This window comes from Leisingera sp. SS27 (genome assembly GCF_028368855.1).
GTDB lineage: Bacteria > Pseudomonadota > Alphaproteobacteria > Rhodobacterales > Rhodobacteraceae > Leisingera.
Window position 1 is genome coordinate 214104 of sequence record NZ_JAQNCY010000007.1, and the last position, 15138, is coordinate 229241.

The following is a 15138-nucleotide window of genomic DNA, read 5'->3' on the forward strand; positions in this document are numbered from 1 at the left end:
CAGGAAGGCGCAGTCTTGCCCGGGTGGCAGGCATGAGCCTGACCCAGCCGGAACTGGAGGGCAGCGCGCCGGCAGACAGCCTGATCCAGTGTTTCGTCATCTGGACAGCGGTAATGCAGATGCCGGATGCAGAGCCGGCCGTGCGGAAACTGCTGGCGCAGCAGCCGGAGACGGGCCCGGAGCGCCTGGTGCGGGCCGCGGCGCGGGGATTGCGGCTGCAAGTGCGGTTTAAAGGGCTGACGCGGGAAAAATTGCAAAGTCAGCCCTTGCCGCTGATCCTTCAGGACCGGGACGGCGCGTGGTTCCTGCTGGCCAGCCTGTCAGAGCAGCAGGCCCTGATCCAGCGCCCGGATGCCGCCGCCCCCGAAGCCCTGACGCCTGAGGAGCTGGAACAGATCTGGTCCGGGCGGGCGGCCCTGCTGCGGCTGCGGGCGCGGTTTCACAAGATCGTTCAGAAATTTGACATCCGGTGGTTTCTGCCTGAACTGATCCGCTACAAGGGGCTGGCCTTCGAGATCCTCGCGGCCTCAGCCGCTATCGAATGCCTTGCGCTGATCTCACCGCTGTTTTTTCAGGTCATCATGGACAAGGTGCTGGTCCATAACTCCGTCTCGACCCTGGATGTGCTGGTGATCACGCTGATTGCGGTGGCAGTGTTCGAGGTGGCGCTGAAGACCCTGCGGCAGTATCTGGCGACCCGTACCGCAACCCGGATAGATGCCCGGCTGGGCGGCAATCTGTACCGGCATCTGGTGGATCTGCCGCTGACCTATTTCAAGTCGCGCCCTGTGGGGGTGACAGTGGCGCGGGTGAACGAGCTGAGTGCGATCCGCGAGTTTATCACCGGGGCGGCAAATACGCTGGTGATCGACCTCAGCTTCACCTTCATCTTCTTTGCGGTGATGTATTACTATTCGCCGGTGCTGACCCTGGTGGTTCTGGGATCGGTGCCCTGCTACATGGCAGTTTCGTTTCTGATCACCGGCCCGCTGCAGCGCAGGATTGAGGAACTCTACCGGGACGGGGCAGTCAACACCTCCTTTTTGACCGAAATGCTGACCGGCGTGGAGACGGTCAAGGCGCTGGCGCTGGAAGCCCAGATGGTCCGGCGCTGGGAATACCAGACCCGCGATTTCGTGCTGTCGAACTACAAGGTGCAGCGGCTGATGCAGCTGTCCAACACGCTGGTGCAGGCAATCCAGAAGCTGACGATGGTGCTGGTGCTGTGGATCGGCGCGCGCAAGGTGATCGGGCTGGAGCTGTCGATCGGCCAGCTGATCGCCTTCAACATGATGGCCAACCACGTCAGCCAGCCGGTGCTGCGTCTGACAGAGCTGTGGCGGCAGTTTGTGCAGACCCGGGTGTCCGTGGAGCGGCTGGGGGATGTGCTGCACACGCTTCCCGAGGTGTCGAAAGCACATAGGCCGCTGCAGCGGATCGAACGGGGGGCGGTGTCGATCCGCAACGTTACCTTCCGCTATGCGCCGGACGGTGAGCCGGTTCTGAAGGACTTCAGCCTGGATATTCCCGGCGGCCGCATGGTGGCCTTTGTCGGGCGGTCGGGGTCAGGCAAAAGCACCGTCGCGCGGCTGGTGCAGAAACTCTACATCCCAGAAAGCGGCCAGGTGTGCATAGACGGCACCGATATCGCGACGCTGGATTCGGTGTCGCTGCGGCAGAACACCAGCATCGTCCTGCAGGAAAACTTCCTGTTCAACCGGTCGGTGCGGGACAACATCGCGCTGACCCGTCCTTCGGCCTCGCTGGCAGAGGTGGCGGAGGCCGCAGGGAAGGCCGGGGCGCATGAGTTCATACTGGAAATGACGGACGGCTATGACACCATCCTGTCAGAAGGCGGCAGTTCGATTTCCGGCGGCCAGCGGCAGCGGATTGCCATCTCCCGTTCGCTGCTCAGCGATCCCGGCATCCTGATCCTGGATGAGGCGACGTCGGCCCTGGATGATCATTCACAGGCGCTGATCCAGCAGAATATGGCTGAAATCCGCAAGGGGCGGACCGTCATCGTGATTGCGCACCGCCTGTCCACCGTCCGCGACTGCGACTGTATCCATGTGCTGGATCAGGGCAGGATAACCGAAAGCGGAACCCATGATGAGCTGATCCGGATTCCGGATGGCGCCTACCGTAACCTGTGGAACCTGCAGAAGAGCGAACTGGCTGCCGCCGAAACCCGGACGCCGGCAGCGTCCTGACCAGGAGGGCCAGATGAATTTGCTGACCAAACGGGGCCGTACCGCAGATCAGGCGGAAAAACCGGCCCGGACCGCCCTCAAGGCAGCCAGCCGGCCCGCTGCCGGCAAGCGCAGCCGGCTGGAGCTGGAGTTTCTGCCGGAGTATCTGGAGATCCTGGAGCGGCCGCCCTCCAGTGCTGCGCGGGGCTTCAGCCTGGCAATTGTGCTGCTGTGCATCGGTGTGGTGCTGTGGGCGGTTTACGGGCGGATCGACATTATCGCCACCGCCTCAGGCCGGTTGATTGTCGACGACCGTTCCAAGGTGGTGCAGGCGCCCGAGCGCGGCGAGGTGAGCCTGATCCTGGTGCGCGATGGTCAGGAGGTCAGCGCGGGGGAGGTGCTGATCGAGCTGAACCCGACATCGGCTGCGGCAGAGCGCGCCCGTCTGCGCCGCCAGCTGCAGGCCTCGGAACTGGAGACTGCGCGGCTGGAGGCGCTGCTGAGCGGCGGGCCGCTGACGGAGTTCCTGGTTCCCGATGGCACGCCGCCGGAACTGGCCGAAATCGCGCAGAGCCGGCTGCAGGCGGAAGCGGACAGCACAGAGGCGCAGCTGACTGTGCTGCAGAACCGGGTTGAACAGGTGCGCCTGCGGCGGCAGGCCACCGCGGCCATAGCCGCCGAAACCCAGGCGCTGATCAAGAACACCCAGGAACGGCTGGACAGCCGCCGCACCCTGATGGAGCAGGGCCTGTTCCCGCGCTACCAGTTTCTGGAACTGTCGCGGGAACTGATCGGGCAGCGCCGGGAACAGGCCGAGACCGAGGTCTCGCTCACGCAGCTGACGTCTGAGGAGAACGATCTGAACCAGCAGATCGAGCAGTTCGGCTATGAGACCCGCAAGTCGCTGCTGGATCGGCTGGCACAGGAGCAGATCCAGCTGTCAAACCTGCGCAACCAGCTGATCCAGGCGGATGAAAACGCCCGCAAGATGACCGTCACCGCGCCGGTGAGCGGCGTGGCGCAGCAGGTGGCGGTGACCACTGTCGGTGCCGTGGTGCAGCCCGCCCAGGAACTGCTGGTGGTGGTGCCGCATGCCGCCAACCTGGAGGCGGAGGTCATGGTGCTGAACAAGGACATCGGATTTGTCCGCACAGGCCATAGGGTGGAGGTCAAGGTGGACAGCTTCCCCTATACCAAATTCGGCACCATTGCGGGTGAGGTCAAGAATGTCTCTGGCGATGCCATCGAGGATGAACGGCTGGGGCTGGTCTATCCGGCGCGGGTTCTGCTGGAGCGGTTGGAGATCACATCGGGCAGCGAACGGATTGCGCTGTCGCCCGGCATGACGGTCTCGGCTGAAATCAGGACAGGCGACCGGCGGATCATCGACTATGTCCTGAGCCCGCTGCGCGAATACCAGTCCGAAACTCTGAGGGAACGGTGATGAGTGCGGCAGCGGAAAGCCTGCAGGAAACGGCCTTCCTGCAAGGGGGCGGGCTGGCAGCGGCGGACCCGCGGCAGGACAGCGGCCTGATGGCGCTGATGGCGGCGGCCCGGCGGCTGGATGTTGCGGCAGAGGCTGCCCAGGTCTGGCATATGCACGGCAAGACCGATGCGGCATTTGAGGATGCGGATATTATCCGCTGCGCCAAGCGGCTGGGGATCAAGGCGCGGCTGGCGGCCTTGCCCAAGCGCCGGCTGCTGACTGCACCGATGCCATACCTGATCCGCAAGGCGCAGAGCGGGCAGTGGTACGCGGTGACCGGCACCATTGGCGGCCAGCTGCAAGTGACCAACCCGCTGACCGGCGGCACCAGCCGCAGCGATCCTGCGGATGTCGCCGCGGACTTTGAAGACGACGTGATCCTGTGCAGCCGGGAGCCGTCCTGGAAATCCGGGCAGAAAGCCTTTGGTTTTTCCTGGTTTTTGCCGTCGATCCTGAAACACAAGGCGCGGTTCCGGCGCATCCTGCTGGCCTCTCTGGTCATTCAGGGATTTGCGCTGGTGTCGCCGAAACTGTTCGAGGTGGTGATTGACAAGGTGCTGGTGAGCCGCGGTCTGCAAAGCCTGGATGTGCTGGCCATTGCCCTGATCGGAATTGCCTTTTTCGAACCGCTGATGACCTTTCTGCGGTCACTGGTGTTTTCCCATATGGCCAGTTGCGCCAATTCCGAGTTGTCAGCGCGGCTGTTCCGGCATCTGGTCTATTTGCCGCTGGACTACTTCCGCAACCGGCAGGCGGGACAGATCCTGGCCCGGGTCAAGGAGCTGGACCATATCCGCAACTTCCTGACCGGCTCGGCGCTGATGATGGTGGTGGACCTGTGCTTCATCAGCGTCTTCCTGGCGGTGATGTTCGCCTATTCCAGCAAGCTGGCCTTTGTGGTGCTGGCAACGCTGGCGGTGTTCGGGCTGATGTGGCTGGTCATCGGGCCCTTTCTGCGCAAGCGGGTGGAACGGGAGTATGAACGGCATGCCGAGAACTCCGCCTTTCTGACCGAGACGGTGACGGGCATCGAAACCATCAAATCGCTGGGCCTGGGCGGCCAGTTCGCCCGGGCCTGGGAAGACAGGCTGGGTGCCTCGCTGAAAGCGACGTTCGATGCCAGCATGCTGGGCCACTGGGCCGGCGGCGGCATCGGGCTGGTGCAGAAGATCTCAGCCGCGCTGCTTTTGTGGTTCGGTGTCAGCCTGGTGATGGCGGGAGAGCTGAGCGTCGGCCAGCTGGTGGCCTTCAACATGCTGTCGGGCCATGTGACCATGCCGATCCTGCGGCTGGCGCAGATCTGGCAGGACTTTCAGCACACCGGCATCTCAATCCGCAGGATTGGTGATATCCTGCAGGAGGAGCCGGAGACGGCGGCCAGTGCGGGCAGGTCTTCGCTGGAGGAGATCAAGGGCAGGATCGATCTGCGCAAGGTCACGTTCCGCTATGCGCCGGACGGCGCCGAAGTGCTGCGGCGGCTTGATTTGACGGTGCAGGCTGGAGAGGTCGTGGGGCTGACCGGCCTGTCCGGGTCGGGCAAGAGCACGGTGACCAAACTGGTGCAGCGCCTGTATGTTCCGCAAAGCGGGCAGGTTCTGGTCGACAATGTTGATCTTGCCATGGCCGATCCGGCCAACCTGCGCCGCAACATGGGTGTGGTGCTTCAGGAGAATTTTCTGTTCAACGGCAGTGTCTGGGACAACATCGCACTGGGAAATCCGACTGCCAAACCCGAAGACATCCTGAATGCTGCACGGCTGTCCGGCGCCAGCGATTTCATCGAGCATCTGCGGCATGGGTTCGACACTCAGGTCGGGGAGCGGGGCGGCAACCTGTCCGGAGGTCAGCGCCAGCGGATTGCGATTGCCCGGGCGCTGGTGGCCGATCCGAAAATCCTGATCTTTGACGAGGCGACCTCGGCGCTGGATTACGAAACCGAAGCAGGCATCCTGCAAAGGCTGCCGGAGATCATCAAGGGGCGCACAGTCATCATGATCGCCCACAGGCTGAACTGCATGCCGCTGTGTGACCGGGTTGTGGTGATGGACAAGGGCGAGATCATCGAGCAGGGGCCGCACGCCGAGCTGCTGAGCAACGGGCACGCCTATGCAGAGCTTTGGCAGCTGCAAAACGGCGACTAGGGGTCAGGCCCGGTCTTAACCTGCATCACTGTCGCTTTCGCTGTCGGACACGTCTGAAGCCGGCAAGGCAGTGCCGGCGGGCGCGTCAGCGCAGATTTCCTTGAGCCGGTCAAAAAGCACCGGTGCGTCGTGGCTGCCAAGTGCAGCAATCAGCGCCTTTGTGTTCCTGTCTGTCATAGCTGAAGTGCGGGCCGGGTCATTGTAGGATCCGCCCGGCATCTCTCCCCAGCCAGCTTCGGCAGCCACCTGACGGGCGAGAAGTTCGGTCGGTCCAAGGGAGGTACTGTCGTTCGGGTCGCCGGAATCGCACAGATGGTGGGTCAGTTCGTGAACCAGGCATTCCTGCCAGAACTTGTATTCAGCCGGAAACTGCTCTGAGTTCGGTGCTATGCCAATGTTGACCGCATGGCGGGTCTCGCCGTCAATGTCGCGCTCGCAAGCCTCGGCAACGTTCATGATCGGCAAAGGATTGCCTTCCTCATAGGCCTCATAAACATCGCCCAGTTCAATGTCGTCGATAAACCCGCCGTCCGTCGGCTCGTAAACCGTTTGAAACAGGACTTTCCCGAGATCGGAAAGCCCCTGGCTGCTGGCAAAGGAAACCGTGTGGCGGAAGGTGGGGGATTTTTCCAGCGCCTCTGCCAAAGTGCTGTTGATGGCATCTGCGGTGCGTTGGTTTGCCAGATAGCCGCGGCTGAGTGAGACGTTGTCGGCGACCTTGCCCAAAATGGCGGAGGTGTCCGCTGAGCCTAGTTCCGGGACTTTGGTGTTCAATACAAACCCGGCGTAGCTGTCGTCATGGCGGTTGGGTTTTGCTGCCGGCGCTGATGCGGAAGCCGCGGCGGGCCGGGTCTGCGGAAATGCAATCTTTGCAGCGCCTTCGCTGAACACGCTGGAAGCGCGCGCCTGTTTGGCTGTGTCCGGTTGTGCCTGCGGGCCGGCCGGCCGCTTTTGTGCGCCGCCACGGCTGTTGCTTGGGCCCGGCATTTCGGGCGGGTTGAATTTGGCGGCGGGTGAGTCAGTAACGCGCATTTCGGTCCTCAATGACACCGTGATTCCCGCCAGCCGGATTAGCAAAGCCGACTGGCAGCAATTTCACCTAATGGCATCAAGCGACTGAAAACAATTCATTTTTAAGAAATTTGGAAACTATAATTAATATCTATGACCTTATCTGCCCCAGTTGCTGAAATCTGGCAATTGTAAGGCAGAAATGTGCTGGTCCGAAGATGACTAGACGACCTGAAGTTCGGTTTCCAGCTTGCCCGCCTTTCTGAAACGAAGCGGAGGAAGACCATGATTATTTCGATGATGATGAACATGATGCAGCAGGCGCAGAATCAACGGATGAACCAGCAGCTGATGGATCAGACCAAAGACCTGCAAGATGACATCAAGGAGCAGGGTGACGATTTCAAAGAGCAGCTGAAGAAGATGGAAGAGAAGAATGCCAAGCAGCAGGAAACCATCGAACAGCTGATGAAAGACAATGGTGTTGGCGGCAAGCAGGGCGGCCACCAGTGTGGTGCCGGAGGCCATCAGGGATCTGTCGGCGGCCATAAGGGTGGCGGCGATGGCGGCTATGACAGCGGCTATGGCAGCGATGATGACACCGAGATCAATATTCACATCCATATGGGCGACAGCAAGGGTGCTCCGAACACGGACGGCATGAAGTACCACTAAGCGTTCGTCATTTGAAATTCCCGGACCGGCTGGTTTTCCGGCCGTCCGTATTAACCCCAACTCAGATATCAACAGGAGAATACCATGTCCGGATCTTTGGCTCTTTCAGCAGCACTGACCAAACAGCAGGAACTTCAGTCGCAGCAGCAGATGCTGATGCAGCACCAGCAGCAGCAGGCAAACTCGCGCGAGCAGTTTGCACAGCAGCAGATGTCCGCTCAGCAGGAGCATCAGCGCCGCATTGACAACGACCAGCAGGAACGGTCGCGCCATGCCCAGGCTGACACCGCGACCCAGTCGAAGAACACGACATCGCAGCTGTCTCAGGCGGCCGGCGCTTAACAGCAGAACGGCTTGCTCCTTCCCGCCCGCTGTCTTCAGCTGACAGGGGAGGGGCAAGCCCCAAACAAAGAACGCAACTATGTTCGATCTTCCAGGCCCAACAAATAACAGCGGCGGCAGCTTCACCTCCCTGCAGCTTGCCCAGGCGCTGACTGAACAATCGCAGGCTCTGAGCTACGGCAGAACGGTCCGGAGCAAGCAATTGTACCAGGATATCAAGAACAAGCTGGATATCTACACAATGGAAGCGTCGAAATTTCAGGCAGAGCGCGCGATGGCCAACCAGGAATCGCAACGCGTGATGAGCTCCCTGGCAGGGAAGTTCAGCCTGATCTCCAAAATCCAGCAAAGCATGGGGTGACGCAGCCTTTCCGGACCGCCAAGCCCAAGGAGACCACGATGGCAATTCGCCCGGCAACACACGATGACCTCCCTGTTCTGAAGCAGCTGAGCGCGGCTTTTCGTGCCGATCACAAGACAGGCATGAAACTTCCCTATGACGAAGCGGCATGGATGGAGGTTTTGTCTGCGGCCATCGAAGGCGACGATACTCTGGTGCTGCTGCTGGATGACGGTGCCGGCTTTTTTGTCGGAGCAATCAGTGCGACACCTTATGCACCGATCCCTGTAGCAAATGAACTGGTCTGGTACACGATTCCGGAAGCCAGGGGAAAAGGGTTTGGCCTGTTCCGCGCCTACATGCGGTGGGCCAAGGAAAAGAACGTCGAATATGTTTTCTGCACCATGCCGGAACCCAATCCGGCATTGGAGCGGCTGGGGTTTGAGGTCGCAGACATCGGCTATTTCAAGCACACGCCCAGAACTCCGGCTGTAAGGGCCGCAGAATGATCTCCCGGTCAGCTGCAGGGCCGGAGCCCGCCGCGGGATGCCGCGGCAGGCAGAACAGCAGGTGGATGAATGATCACATGTGCTGACACACTTCTGGTTTTTGCCTCCTTCAGCATCCGGTCCGGGCTGCTGTGGAAGGCTGAGGCCTATGGGCGGCTTGGCCTGACATTGTTCCCCGAGGATGACCGGATCCGGGAGATGTATGCCCAGGCTCTGCTGTTGAATCAGAAGTTCAGCGAAGTTTCCGGGGTTCTGGCCGGAGCGAAGCGGCCGTCACGCAATTTGAGTTATGTCAGGGCACGGCTGGAAATGCTGACAGACGGGTCTGAAGCATCCAGATCAGAGGCTGTGCGCAGCTTCCTGAAAGGAGGATCGGCATGAGCAGCAACACAATTGGACAGGGAGGATCAGAGCGGCTGCAGCAGACTTCGTTGCAGCCTGTTGCGCCCAGGCGCCGGCAGCAACAGCCCAGCATACCTGAACAGCAGCAAAAGCAGAATGCGCCGCAGGAGAAGATCGAAAGCTCAACCTCTTATGCGGCGATGCTCAAGGATGCGCAGGACGGGGGGGTGGATGAAGCTTACGCCGCAACCCAGCGGGCGCATAGCGGGGCCAGCAAGGAAAACGGCGAGCAGGATAACGATCCCAGCGCGCAGAAAATAAGGCGGAGCCGGACTGCAAAGCCAGCAGTTGCCAAGCCTCAGAACGACCCGCAGTCCTCCCAGATGCTAAAGGGGCTGCGCCAAAAGCAGCAGGCAGAAGCAACCACTGCCGCCAGCGGAGTTTCCAGGTCTGCAGCAGTCGAGACGGCCCCTGTCGGACAAAAGCATGATCAATTGATGCTGGCATCCAGTCAAATGAAGGCTTCGGAAGTCGCAAGCCATGTCAGTTTGCGCAGTTTCGCCGGTCTGGCCCGCATCCTGTCGGAAAATCATTGGAAAAGGAGTCCTGAGGCTGATACTGATTTGGTTAAATTACAAATACGGGCCACTGGATAAGGCCCGTGAGACCAGAGCAGTCAATCAAAGTCAGGTGCGCCATGAAACAGACGCAATCCGTGTACTCTCATTTCTTGAGAGTCGCTTCTCTGATTCCATTGGCGTTGCTGTTTTTCCTGTCAGTGACACCGGCTCCGGCGGAGGCCCAGGTGACGCAGCGCATGGTGATTGAAGAGGGTAAAGGTAAAAGCCTGTCCAATCTGGGGGAGGCGGAGTCCATTTTTGTGGCGGATACGTCAATTGCGGACGTCTCCACTTCGCCGGGTGAGGCCGCATATATTTTCGGAAAGGCAGTTGGTGAAACGACGCTGATTGCAACCGGGCGGAACGGCGGAATTCTCTTTGAGATCGCAATTTCCGTAACGCATAACCTGAGAGGCCTGCGCGCGACGCTTTCCCAGCGGTTCCCTGGAGAAGCGATCACTCTGGCCTCTGCACGGGGCAGCATTTTCGTTTCGGGTGTCGTTTCGACCGAGCGGGTGCATGCAAATGTTCTGGAAACCCTGCGCAACAGTGTGCCCAGCAGCGCGCTGATTGATGAACTGGTTGTGCGTGACAGCCAGTTAATCCAGCTTGAGGTCAAGCTGATGGAAATCAGCGTGGACCTGGCCGAGAACTATGGCATCGACTGGAATGGCCTAGTGGCGTCGAGCGGGTTTTCCGTGGGCGCGCAGAGCGGCGGGATCATCCGTTTCGGATATGATGAGACGGATCCCCAAACTTCTGTTGATGCCACCGTGGACCTGCTGGTCAACAGCGGTATTGCCACGCTTGTCACGCAATCATCGCTGACGACAGTTTCGGGAAAGGATGCGGATTTTTCTGTCGGGGAGGAAATCGCAATTCCGACGTTCTCTGGTGAGACAGAAGCGGCGACCGGAAATTTCAGCATCGACTATAAGTTTGTCGGCATGAATGTCCGCTTCAAGCCGCAAATGCTGCCGGGCAACAAATTGCGCCTTGAAGTCAATTCGGTGATATCCGGTCTCCAGCCTGCGACAACAACAATTAACGGGAACGATTTTCCCAATCTGTCCACACGCCGTTTTGCTACCAATGTGGAACTGCGCGACAAGCAGAGTTTTGTCATTGCCGGGCTTAGCCGCCAGGAAACGCGAAACCAGGCTACTGGTGAAAATGACACCGTTTTTGCGGCGACCATGCGGCGGATTCTGGGAACAGACAACATCAGCTCTTCCAAACGGGAACTGATCGCCGTGATTACCCCCCGGTTTGGTGATTTGGAAAGGCGGCCGGTGGAGCATATCCTGTCCCGTCCCATGTCCAACCTTGAATACATTCTGTCTCAGTATTCCAGCAAAGCCGGTTCCATCGGCAAAATCGAAGTGCACGGGCCCGCCGGGTTCCTGTACTGACGGGTGGTCATGAGGGGTCTTCGTTCCAGCCTGTGCCGCTTGACCGTCATCTGGGCGCTGGCCTTGCTGCCTGCGCTGGCCACGGCGGCGGAGGAGCAGGCGCCGGTGACGCGCTGGCTGCTGCCGCAGGAGAACGAGGAATACCCTTTTCTTGGCAAGAACCAGGGATTGCGGGCAACGCTGGAAACTTTTGGCCGCAACATCCGGGTGGCGGTCAGCATCGACGAGGAAATCACCAACGAGGCATCCGTGAGCATAGATCAGCGGATGTCGCGGCGGGCGTATCTGGACCGGCTGTCGAACGAATTCGGCCTGCTTTGGTTCTATGATGGTGTCATGCTGCATGTGTCCAGTGTGCGGTCGGTTGAGACCGAGATAATTCCGCTCCAGGACAACGATGGCGGCACGGTGCTGGATGTCCTGTCCCAGCTGGGCATCTATCAGGAAAAGTTTGTTCACGCCTCGGACCCGAAACGCCGGGTTTTTCTGGTGTCCGGACCAGCGTCGTATGTCACGCTTGTTAAAAAAGCTGTGGAAGCGATTGAGGAAGCGGACAGGAACGATCTGGCCGTCGTGCGGGGAACCGAGATTTCAGGCCCGGATCTGACGTCTTTGGACAGTCCCGAGATCGACACGCCGGGACAGTAGAACTGCACGGACAGGGCCTATGAAAATACTGAACGCAATTGCAGGCCTCGGACGTCAGAAGGACGTCATGCTGATCGCGGTCTTTGCCCTGATCCTGATGATGATGATCCTGCCGCTGCCGACTGTGCTGATGGATATCTTCATCACGCTCAACATGAGCGCTGCGATTATCATCATGCTGATGTCGCTGCACCTGCACAGCCCGGTGCAATTTTCCACCTTTCCCTCTTTGCTGCTGGTCACAACTCTGTTCCGCCTGGCGATTTCGATTTCGACAACACGGCTGATCCTGATTGAGGGTAATGCCGGCAAGATCGTCGAGACCTTCGGCACAGTTGTTGTCGGCGGCAATCTGGTTGTTGGCTTGGTCATTTTCCTGATCATTACCGTGGTGCAGTTTCTGGTGATAACCAAAGGCGCAGACCGGGTCGCTGAGGTCGGTGCCAGGTTCACGCTGGACGGGATGCCCGGCAAGCAGATGAGTGTGGACGCCGACGTGCGCGCGGGCAACATTGATCATGTCGATGCGCGTTCGGCCCGCCAGACACTGGAGCGGGAAGCCAAACTGTTCGGATCCATGGACGGGGCGATGAAATTCGTCAAAGGGGATGCGACTGCAGGCCTTGTGATCACTGCCATCAACCTGCTTGGCGGAGTCGCGATCGGGATGGCGCAGCGCGGCCTGCCGTTTGGTGAGGCGATCCAGCTTTATGCCCTGATGACCGTGGGCGATGGGCTTGTCTCGCAAATTCCGGCGCTGCTGATCTCTGTGGCGGCTGGGACAATGGTCACCCGGGTCACCAATCCGCAAGGCATGGATCTGGGGACCGAAATCGGCCAGCAGGTGATGGCGAACCGCAGGACCATCATCATTGCCGGGCTGGTGATTGCACTGTTTGGCTTTGTGCCGGGATTTCCGACTGCGATCTTTGCCATCCTGGGGCTGTCGTTATCCGGCAGTGTCTATTTCGGGATCAGAAAATACGCCAAGACGCTGGAAGCCCAATGGAGCGACTGGGATCTCATGATCCAGCGGCTTAGCTTGAGCTGGGATGACATCAAAGCACGAACGGGTTCGGATGAAGCGGTCAAGGTTGTTCTGCCGCGTAAAGTCATGGGAATGTTCAATCCTGAGGTATTCAACAACACGCTGGAAGGCGTCCGGACGTCCAATGAGGCTGATTTCGGCGTGCCGATGGGCTACTGGCGCTACAGTCTCAGCGATGAATTGCAAGAGTACCAGATCTTTATCAAGGAGGAGCTGGTTGCCTCCGGCCGGCTGGACCCGGACACGGTTTTTGTGAAGGCAAATATCAGCTACTTGAGCAGCCTGGGCATTCCGTCCATCGCCAGGTTTGGCGCGCAAGAGGGGGCGCTGGTCGAAGTTTCCGAGATTCCGCGGCTGCAGGAGGAAAATATTCAATATTGGGGTCCGTTGGAGCAGCTTTTGATGCATGTCAAAAAGGCTGTTATCGAGCATCTGGGGGATTTTGCCGGCCTGCAGGCTACGTCCAATCTGCTGGACATTGTCGGGCGCAGCAATCCGAACCTGGTTGCTGATCTGCGCGAGGACCTGTCCAACAACCAGATCAGCAGCGTCTTGCGCATGCTGCTGAAGGAACGAATCCCGGTGACCAGCACCGTGCGCATCCTGGAAGCCATCGCCAAGGCGTCACAAACCCGTTCCGAGCCGGAGAAAGTGCTGCAGAAAGTACGCACGTCCATTTCGGAATTCATCACCAAGCGGTTCGCGCCCGAAGGGTATCTGCCGGTGATCGTGACCGCGCCGACGCTGGAAAACTTCATCCGGGAAGGGATGCGGGAGACGGACGAAGGTTCCTACCTGATTTTGGCTCCTGAGGTTTCGGCGCATATTGCAGAGCAGGCCAAAAGCTATGTTTCCGGGGAATTCCGCCGCGGCCAGGATCCGGCTTTGATAACTCAGCAGGATGTAAGATATCCACTGTACACGATCCTGGAAAAGCATGGAATTTACCTGCCCGTTCTTGCTTACCAGGAAATCCATCCTGACACGATCATCTACCCTGTCGGCTTCCTGTCGCCGGAGGCGGATGCGGAAGCGGCCTAGGATTAGAGGCGCTGAAACTGCCGCTGCGGTTGCCAGGAACGCAGCGCGTGCAGGTGGCTGAGACGCAGACACAGAAATGCGCCAAGTTCGCCACCCGCCCCAGCGAACAGGACAGAACGCGGATCAAACGCCGTGTTTATCTTCTTCTTGAGCGCCGGAAGGCAGCTTCCGGCTTGGGGCATCTTAGCCGGGAGCACCGGGAGCGGCTCTCTGTATTTCGAGATGGCGTCAGGCTGGTTGCGATCGCTATCGAACACCAGGCTGATGAACTGGCGGCTGAACTGCAAGGGGAAATGCCTTGGATGGCTCCGGCGACGGAAGCCGTGTGGCATGCGATGCGCCGGTCCGTACGAGAAGGGTGGCCGGGCCTGCGTCTGCCGCACATTCTGCTGGAAGGGCCGTCCGGTATCGGTAAGAGCCACTGGGCGCGGCGCCTCGGGCAGATGCTCACAGTCCCAACGGCCGTTGTTGAAGCTACTAGCGAGAACGCGTCGTTCGGCGTTGTTGGGTCGCAGCGGGGCTGGGGCAGTGCATATCCGGGGCGCGTGCTGGAAACCATTCTGCAGGCGCGCGTAGCAAACCCGATCCTTGTCGTGGATGAAGTGGAAAAGGCCGGGAAAGCTACGTCCAATAAGGGCCATACTTTTGGTCTGGCTGAGGCGCTCTTGCCGTTGCTCGAACCCATGACTGCCAAACGCTGGAATTGCCCTTACTATCAGGTGAAATTCGACATGAGCTGGGTGGGCTGGGTTCTAACGTCCAACAATTACTGCCTGCTGCCCGAACCGCTTCTCAGCAGGTGCCCGCCTGTCCGGTTGCGCGAGCTCACACCTGCGGAATTAAGTGATTTCGTGCGGCGGGAAGGCGCTAAGCGGCATCTGTCTTCCATCGCAGTCCAAGCTGTTACCGAAGCTGTTGACCGCACTTGCCAATATGGGATGCGCATCGACCTCCGGATTGCATCCCGGCTGCTCCAGCGTGCTGAAGACCTGGAACGTCGACCTGTCTGGCATTGACCGTTGAAACTTTGGCGTGGTGCGGAAAAAGAACGTTGAAGAAGACTCGGGTTCGTTCGTTTGGGTCGAAGGGCTCAATTCGCAGGCCGCGAAACTTGGAAAATCCTACAAGGCACGCCTGGTTGTTGCCCTAAATCTGGCTGAACGAGGCAGCGCTATCTATTGCATTGCTGCCGATCGTGCATTTCTGAAGACTGACCTGCCTCCCGCGAAATCCCTCACCATGATGTAGAGTCTGCCCAACCTTTAAGGAGCAGACGAATGCGGAAGAGCCGTTTTACCGCGGCGCAGATCATCGGGATGATCAAGGAGCAA

At 59.6% G+C, this 15138-nt stretch carries 15 protein-coding genes; 14 read left to right on the forward strand and 1 reads right to left on the reverse strand.

From position 1 onward, the window contains the following. Window positions 1–32: 32 nt before the first annotated feature. Genes N6L27_RS16100 through N6L27_RS16110 form a run of 3 tightly spaced genes read left to right on the forward strand, consistent with a single transcriptional unit; the run spans window position 33 to window position 5819 of the window. The gene (locus N6L27_RS16100; protein WP_271908323.1) at window positions 33–2213 is read left to right on the forward strand and encodes a type I secretion system permease/ATPase; all 2181 of its coding nucleotides are present in this window, start codon (window positions 33–35) and stop codon (window positions 2211–2213) included. Between the two features lie 13 nt (window positions 2214–2226). Beyond that, window positions 2227–3636: an HlyD family type I secretion periplasmic adaptor subunit gene (locus N6L27_RS16105; protein ID WP_271908325.1), complete on the forward strand. Its 1410-nt coding sequence runs from the start codon at window positions 2227–2229 to the stop codon at window positions 3634–3636. Then, on the forward strand, window positions 3636–5819 hold the full coding sequence (locus N6L27_RS16110) for a type I secretion system permease/ATPase (protein ID WP_271908326.1): 2184 nt from the start codon (window positions 3636–3638) through the stop codon (window positions 5817–5819). The genes N6L27_RS16105 and N6L27_RS16110 overlap by 1 nt, the downstream gene beginning before the upstream one ends. 15 nt (window positions 5820–5834) lie before the next feature. Here the strand turns inward: N6L27_RS16110 and N6L27_RS16115 are convergent, their stop codons facing one another. Next, on the reverse strand, window positions 5835–6593 hold the full coding sequence (locus N6L27_RS16115; RefSeq protein ID WP_271908328.1) for a M85 family metallopeptidase: 759 nt from the start codon (window positions 6591–6593) through the stop codon (window positions 5835–5837). Window positions 6594–6624: 31 nt separating this feature from the next. Here N6L27_RS16115 and N6L27_RS16120 point away from each other — a divergent pair, with 31 nt between their 5' ends. The 11 genes from N6L27_RS16120 to N6L27_RS16170 all read left to right on the forward strand — a co-directional run bounded on the left by N6L27_RS16120 (window position 6625) and on the right by N6L27_RS16170 (window position 14823). After that, window positions 6625–6939 carry a hypothetical protein gene (locus N6L27_RS16120; RefSeq protein WP_271908329.1) on the forward strand — a complete coding sequence of 105 codons (315 nt, stop codon included), beginning with the start codon at window positions 6625–6627 and terminating at the stop codon, window positions 6937–6939. Window positions 6940–7115: 176 nt separating this feature from the next. After that, window positions 7116–7505, forward strand: a complete 390-nt coding sequence (locus N6L27_RS16125) for a hypothetical protein (RefSeq protein WP_271908330.1) — start codon at window positions 7116–7118, stop codon at window positions 7503–7505. A gap of 84 nt (window positions 7506–7589) precedes the next feature. Further along, window positions 7590–7847, forward strand: a complete 258-nt coding sequence (locus tag N6L27_RS16130; protein WP_271908331.1) for a hypothetical protein — start codon at window positions 7590–7592, stop codon at window positions 7845–7847. Window positions 7848–7926: 79 nt separating this feature from the next. After that, window positions 7927–8208, forward strand: a complete 282-nt coding sequence (locus N6L27_RS16135) for a hypothetical protein (RefSeq protein ID WP_271908332.1) — start codon at window positions 7927–7929, stop codon at window positions 8206–8208. Window positions 8209–8246: 38 nt separating this feature from the next. Further along, window positions 8247–8696, forward strand: a complete 450-nt coding sequence (locus N6L27_RS16140) for a GNAT family N-acetyltransferase (RefSeq protein WP_271908333.1) — start codon at window positions 8247–8249, stop codon at window positions 8694–8696. Window positions 8697–8765: 69 nt separating this feature from the next. Next, complete coding sequence (locus N6L27_RS16145) at window positions 8766–9077, forward strand: hypothetical protein (RefSeq protein WP_260018972.1); 312 nt, start codon at window positions 8766–8768, stop codon at window positions 9075–9077. Next, window positions 9074–9694: a hypothetical protein gene (locus tag N6L27_RS16150; protein WP_271908334.1), complete on the forward strand. Its 621-nt coding sequence runs from the start codon at window positions 9074–9076 to the stop codon at window positions 9692–9694. The genes N6L27_RS16145 and N6L27_RS16150 overlap by 4 nt, the downstream gene beginning before the upstream one ends. Window positions 9695–9735: 41 nt before the next feature. Continuing rightward, a complete protein-coding gene (locus N6L27_RS16155; protein WP_271908336.1) occupies window positions 9736–11070 on the forward strand; it encodes a type II and III secretion system protein family protein in 1335 nt (444 codons plus the stop codon). Between the two features lie 9 nt (window positions 11071–11079). Beyond that, window positions 11080–11718 carry a hypothetical protein gene (locus N6L27_RS16160; protein ID WP_271908337.1) on the forward strand — a complete coding sequence of 213 codons (639 nt, stop codon included), beginning with the start codon at window positions 11080–11082 and terminating at the stop codon, window positions 11716–11718. Window positions 11719–11737: 19 nt separating this feature from the next. Next, window positions 11738–13807, forward strand: a complete 2070-nt coding sequence (locus tag N6L27_RS16165; RefSeq protein WP_271908338.1) for a flagellar biosynthesis protein FlhA — start codon at window positions 11738–11740, stop codon at window positions 13805–13807. Window positions 13808–13860: 53 nt separating this feature from the next. Continuing rightward, window positions 13861–14823: an AAA family ATPase gene (locus N6L27_RS16170; protein WP_271908339.1), complete on the forward strand. Its 963-nt coding sequence runs from the start codon at window positions 13861–13863 to the stop codon at window positions 14821–14823. The last annotated feature ends 315 nt before the right edge of the window (window positions 14824–15138 follow it).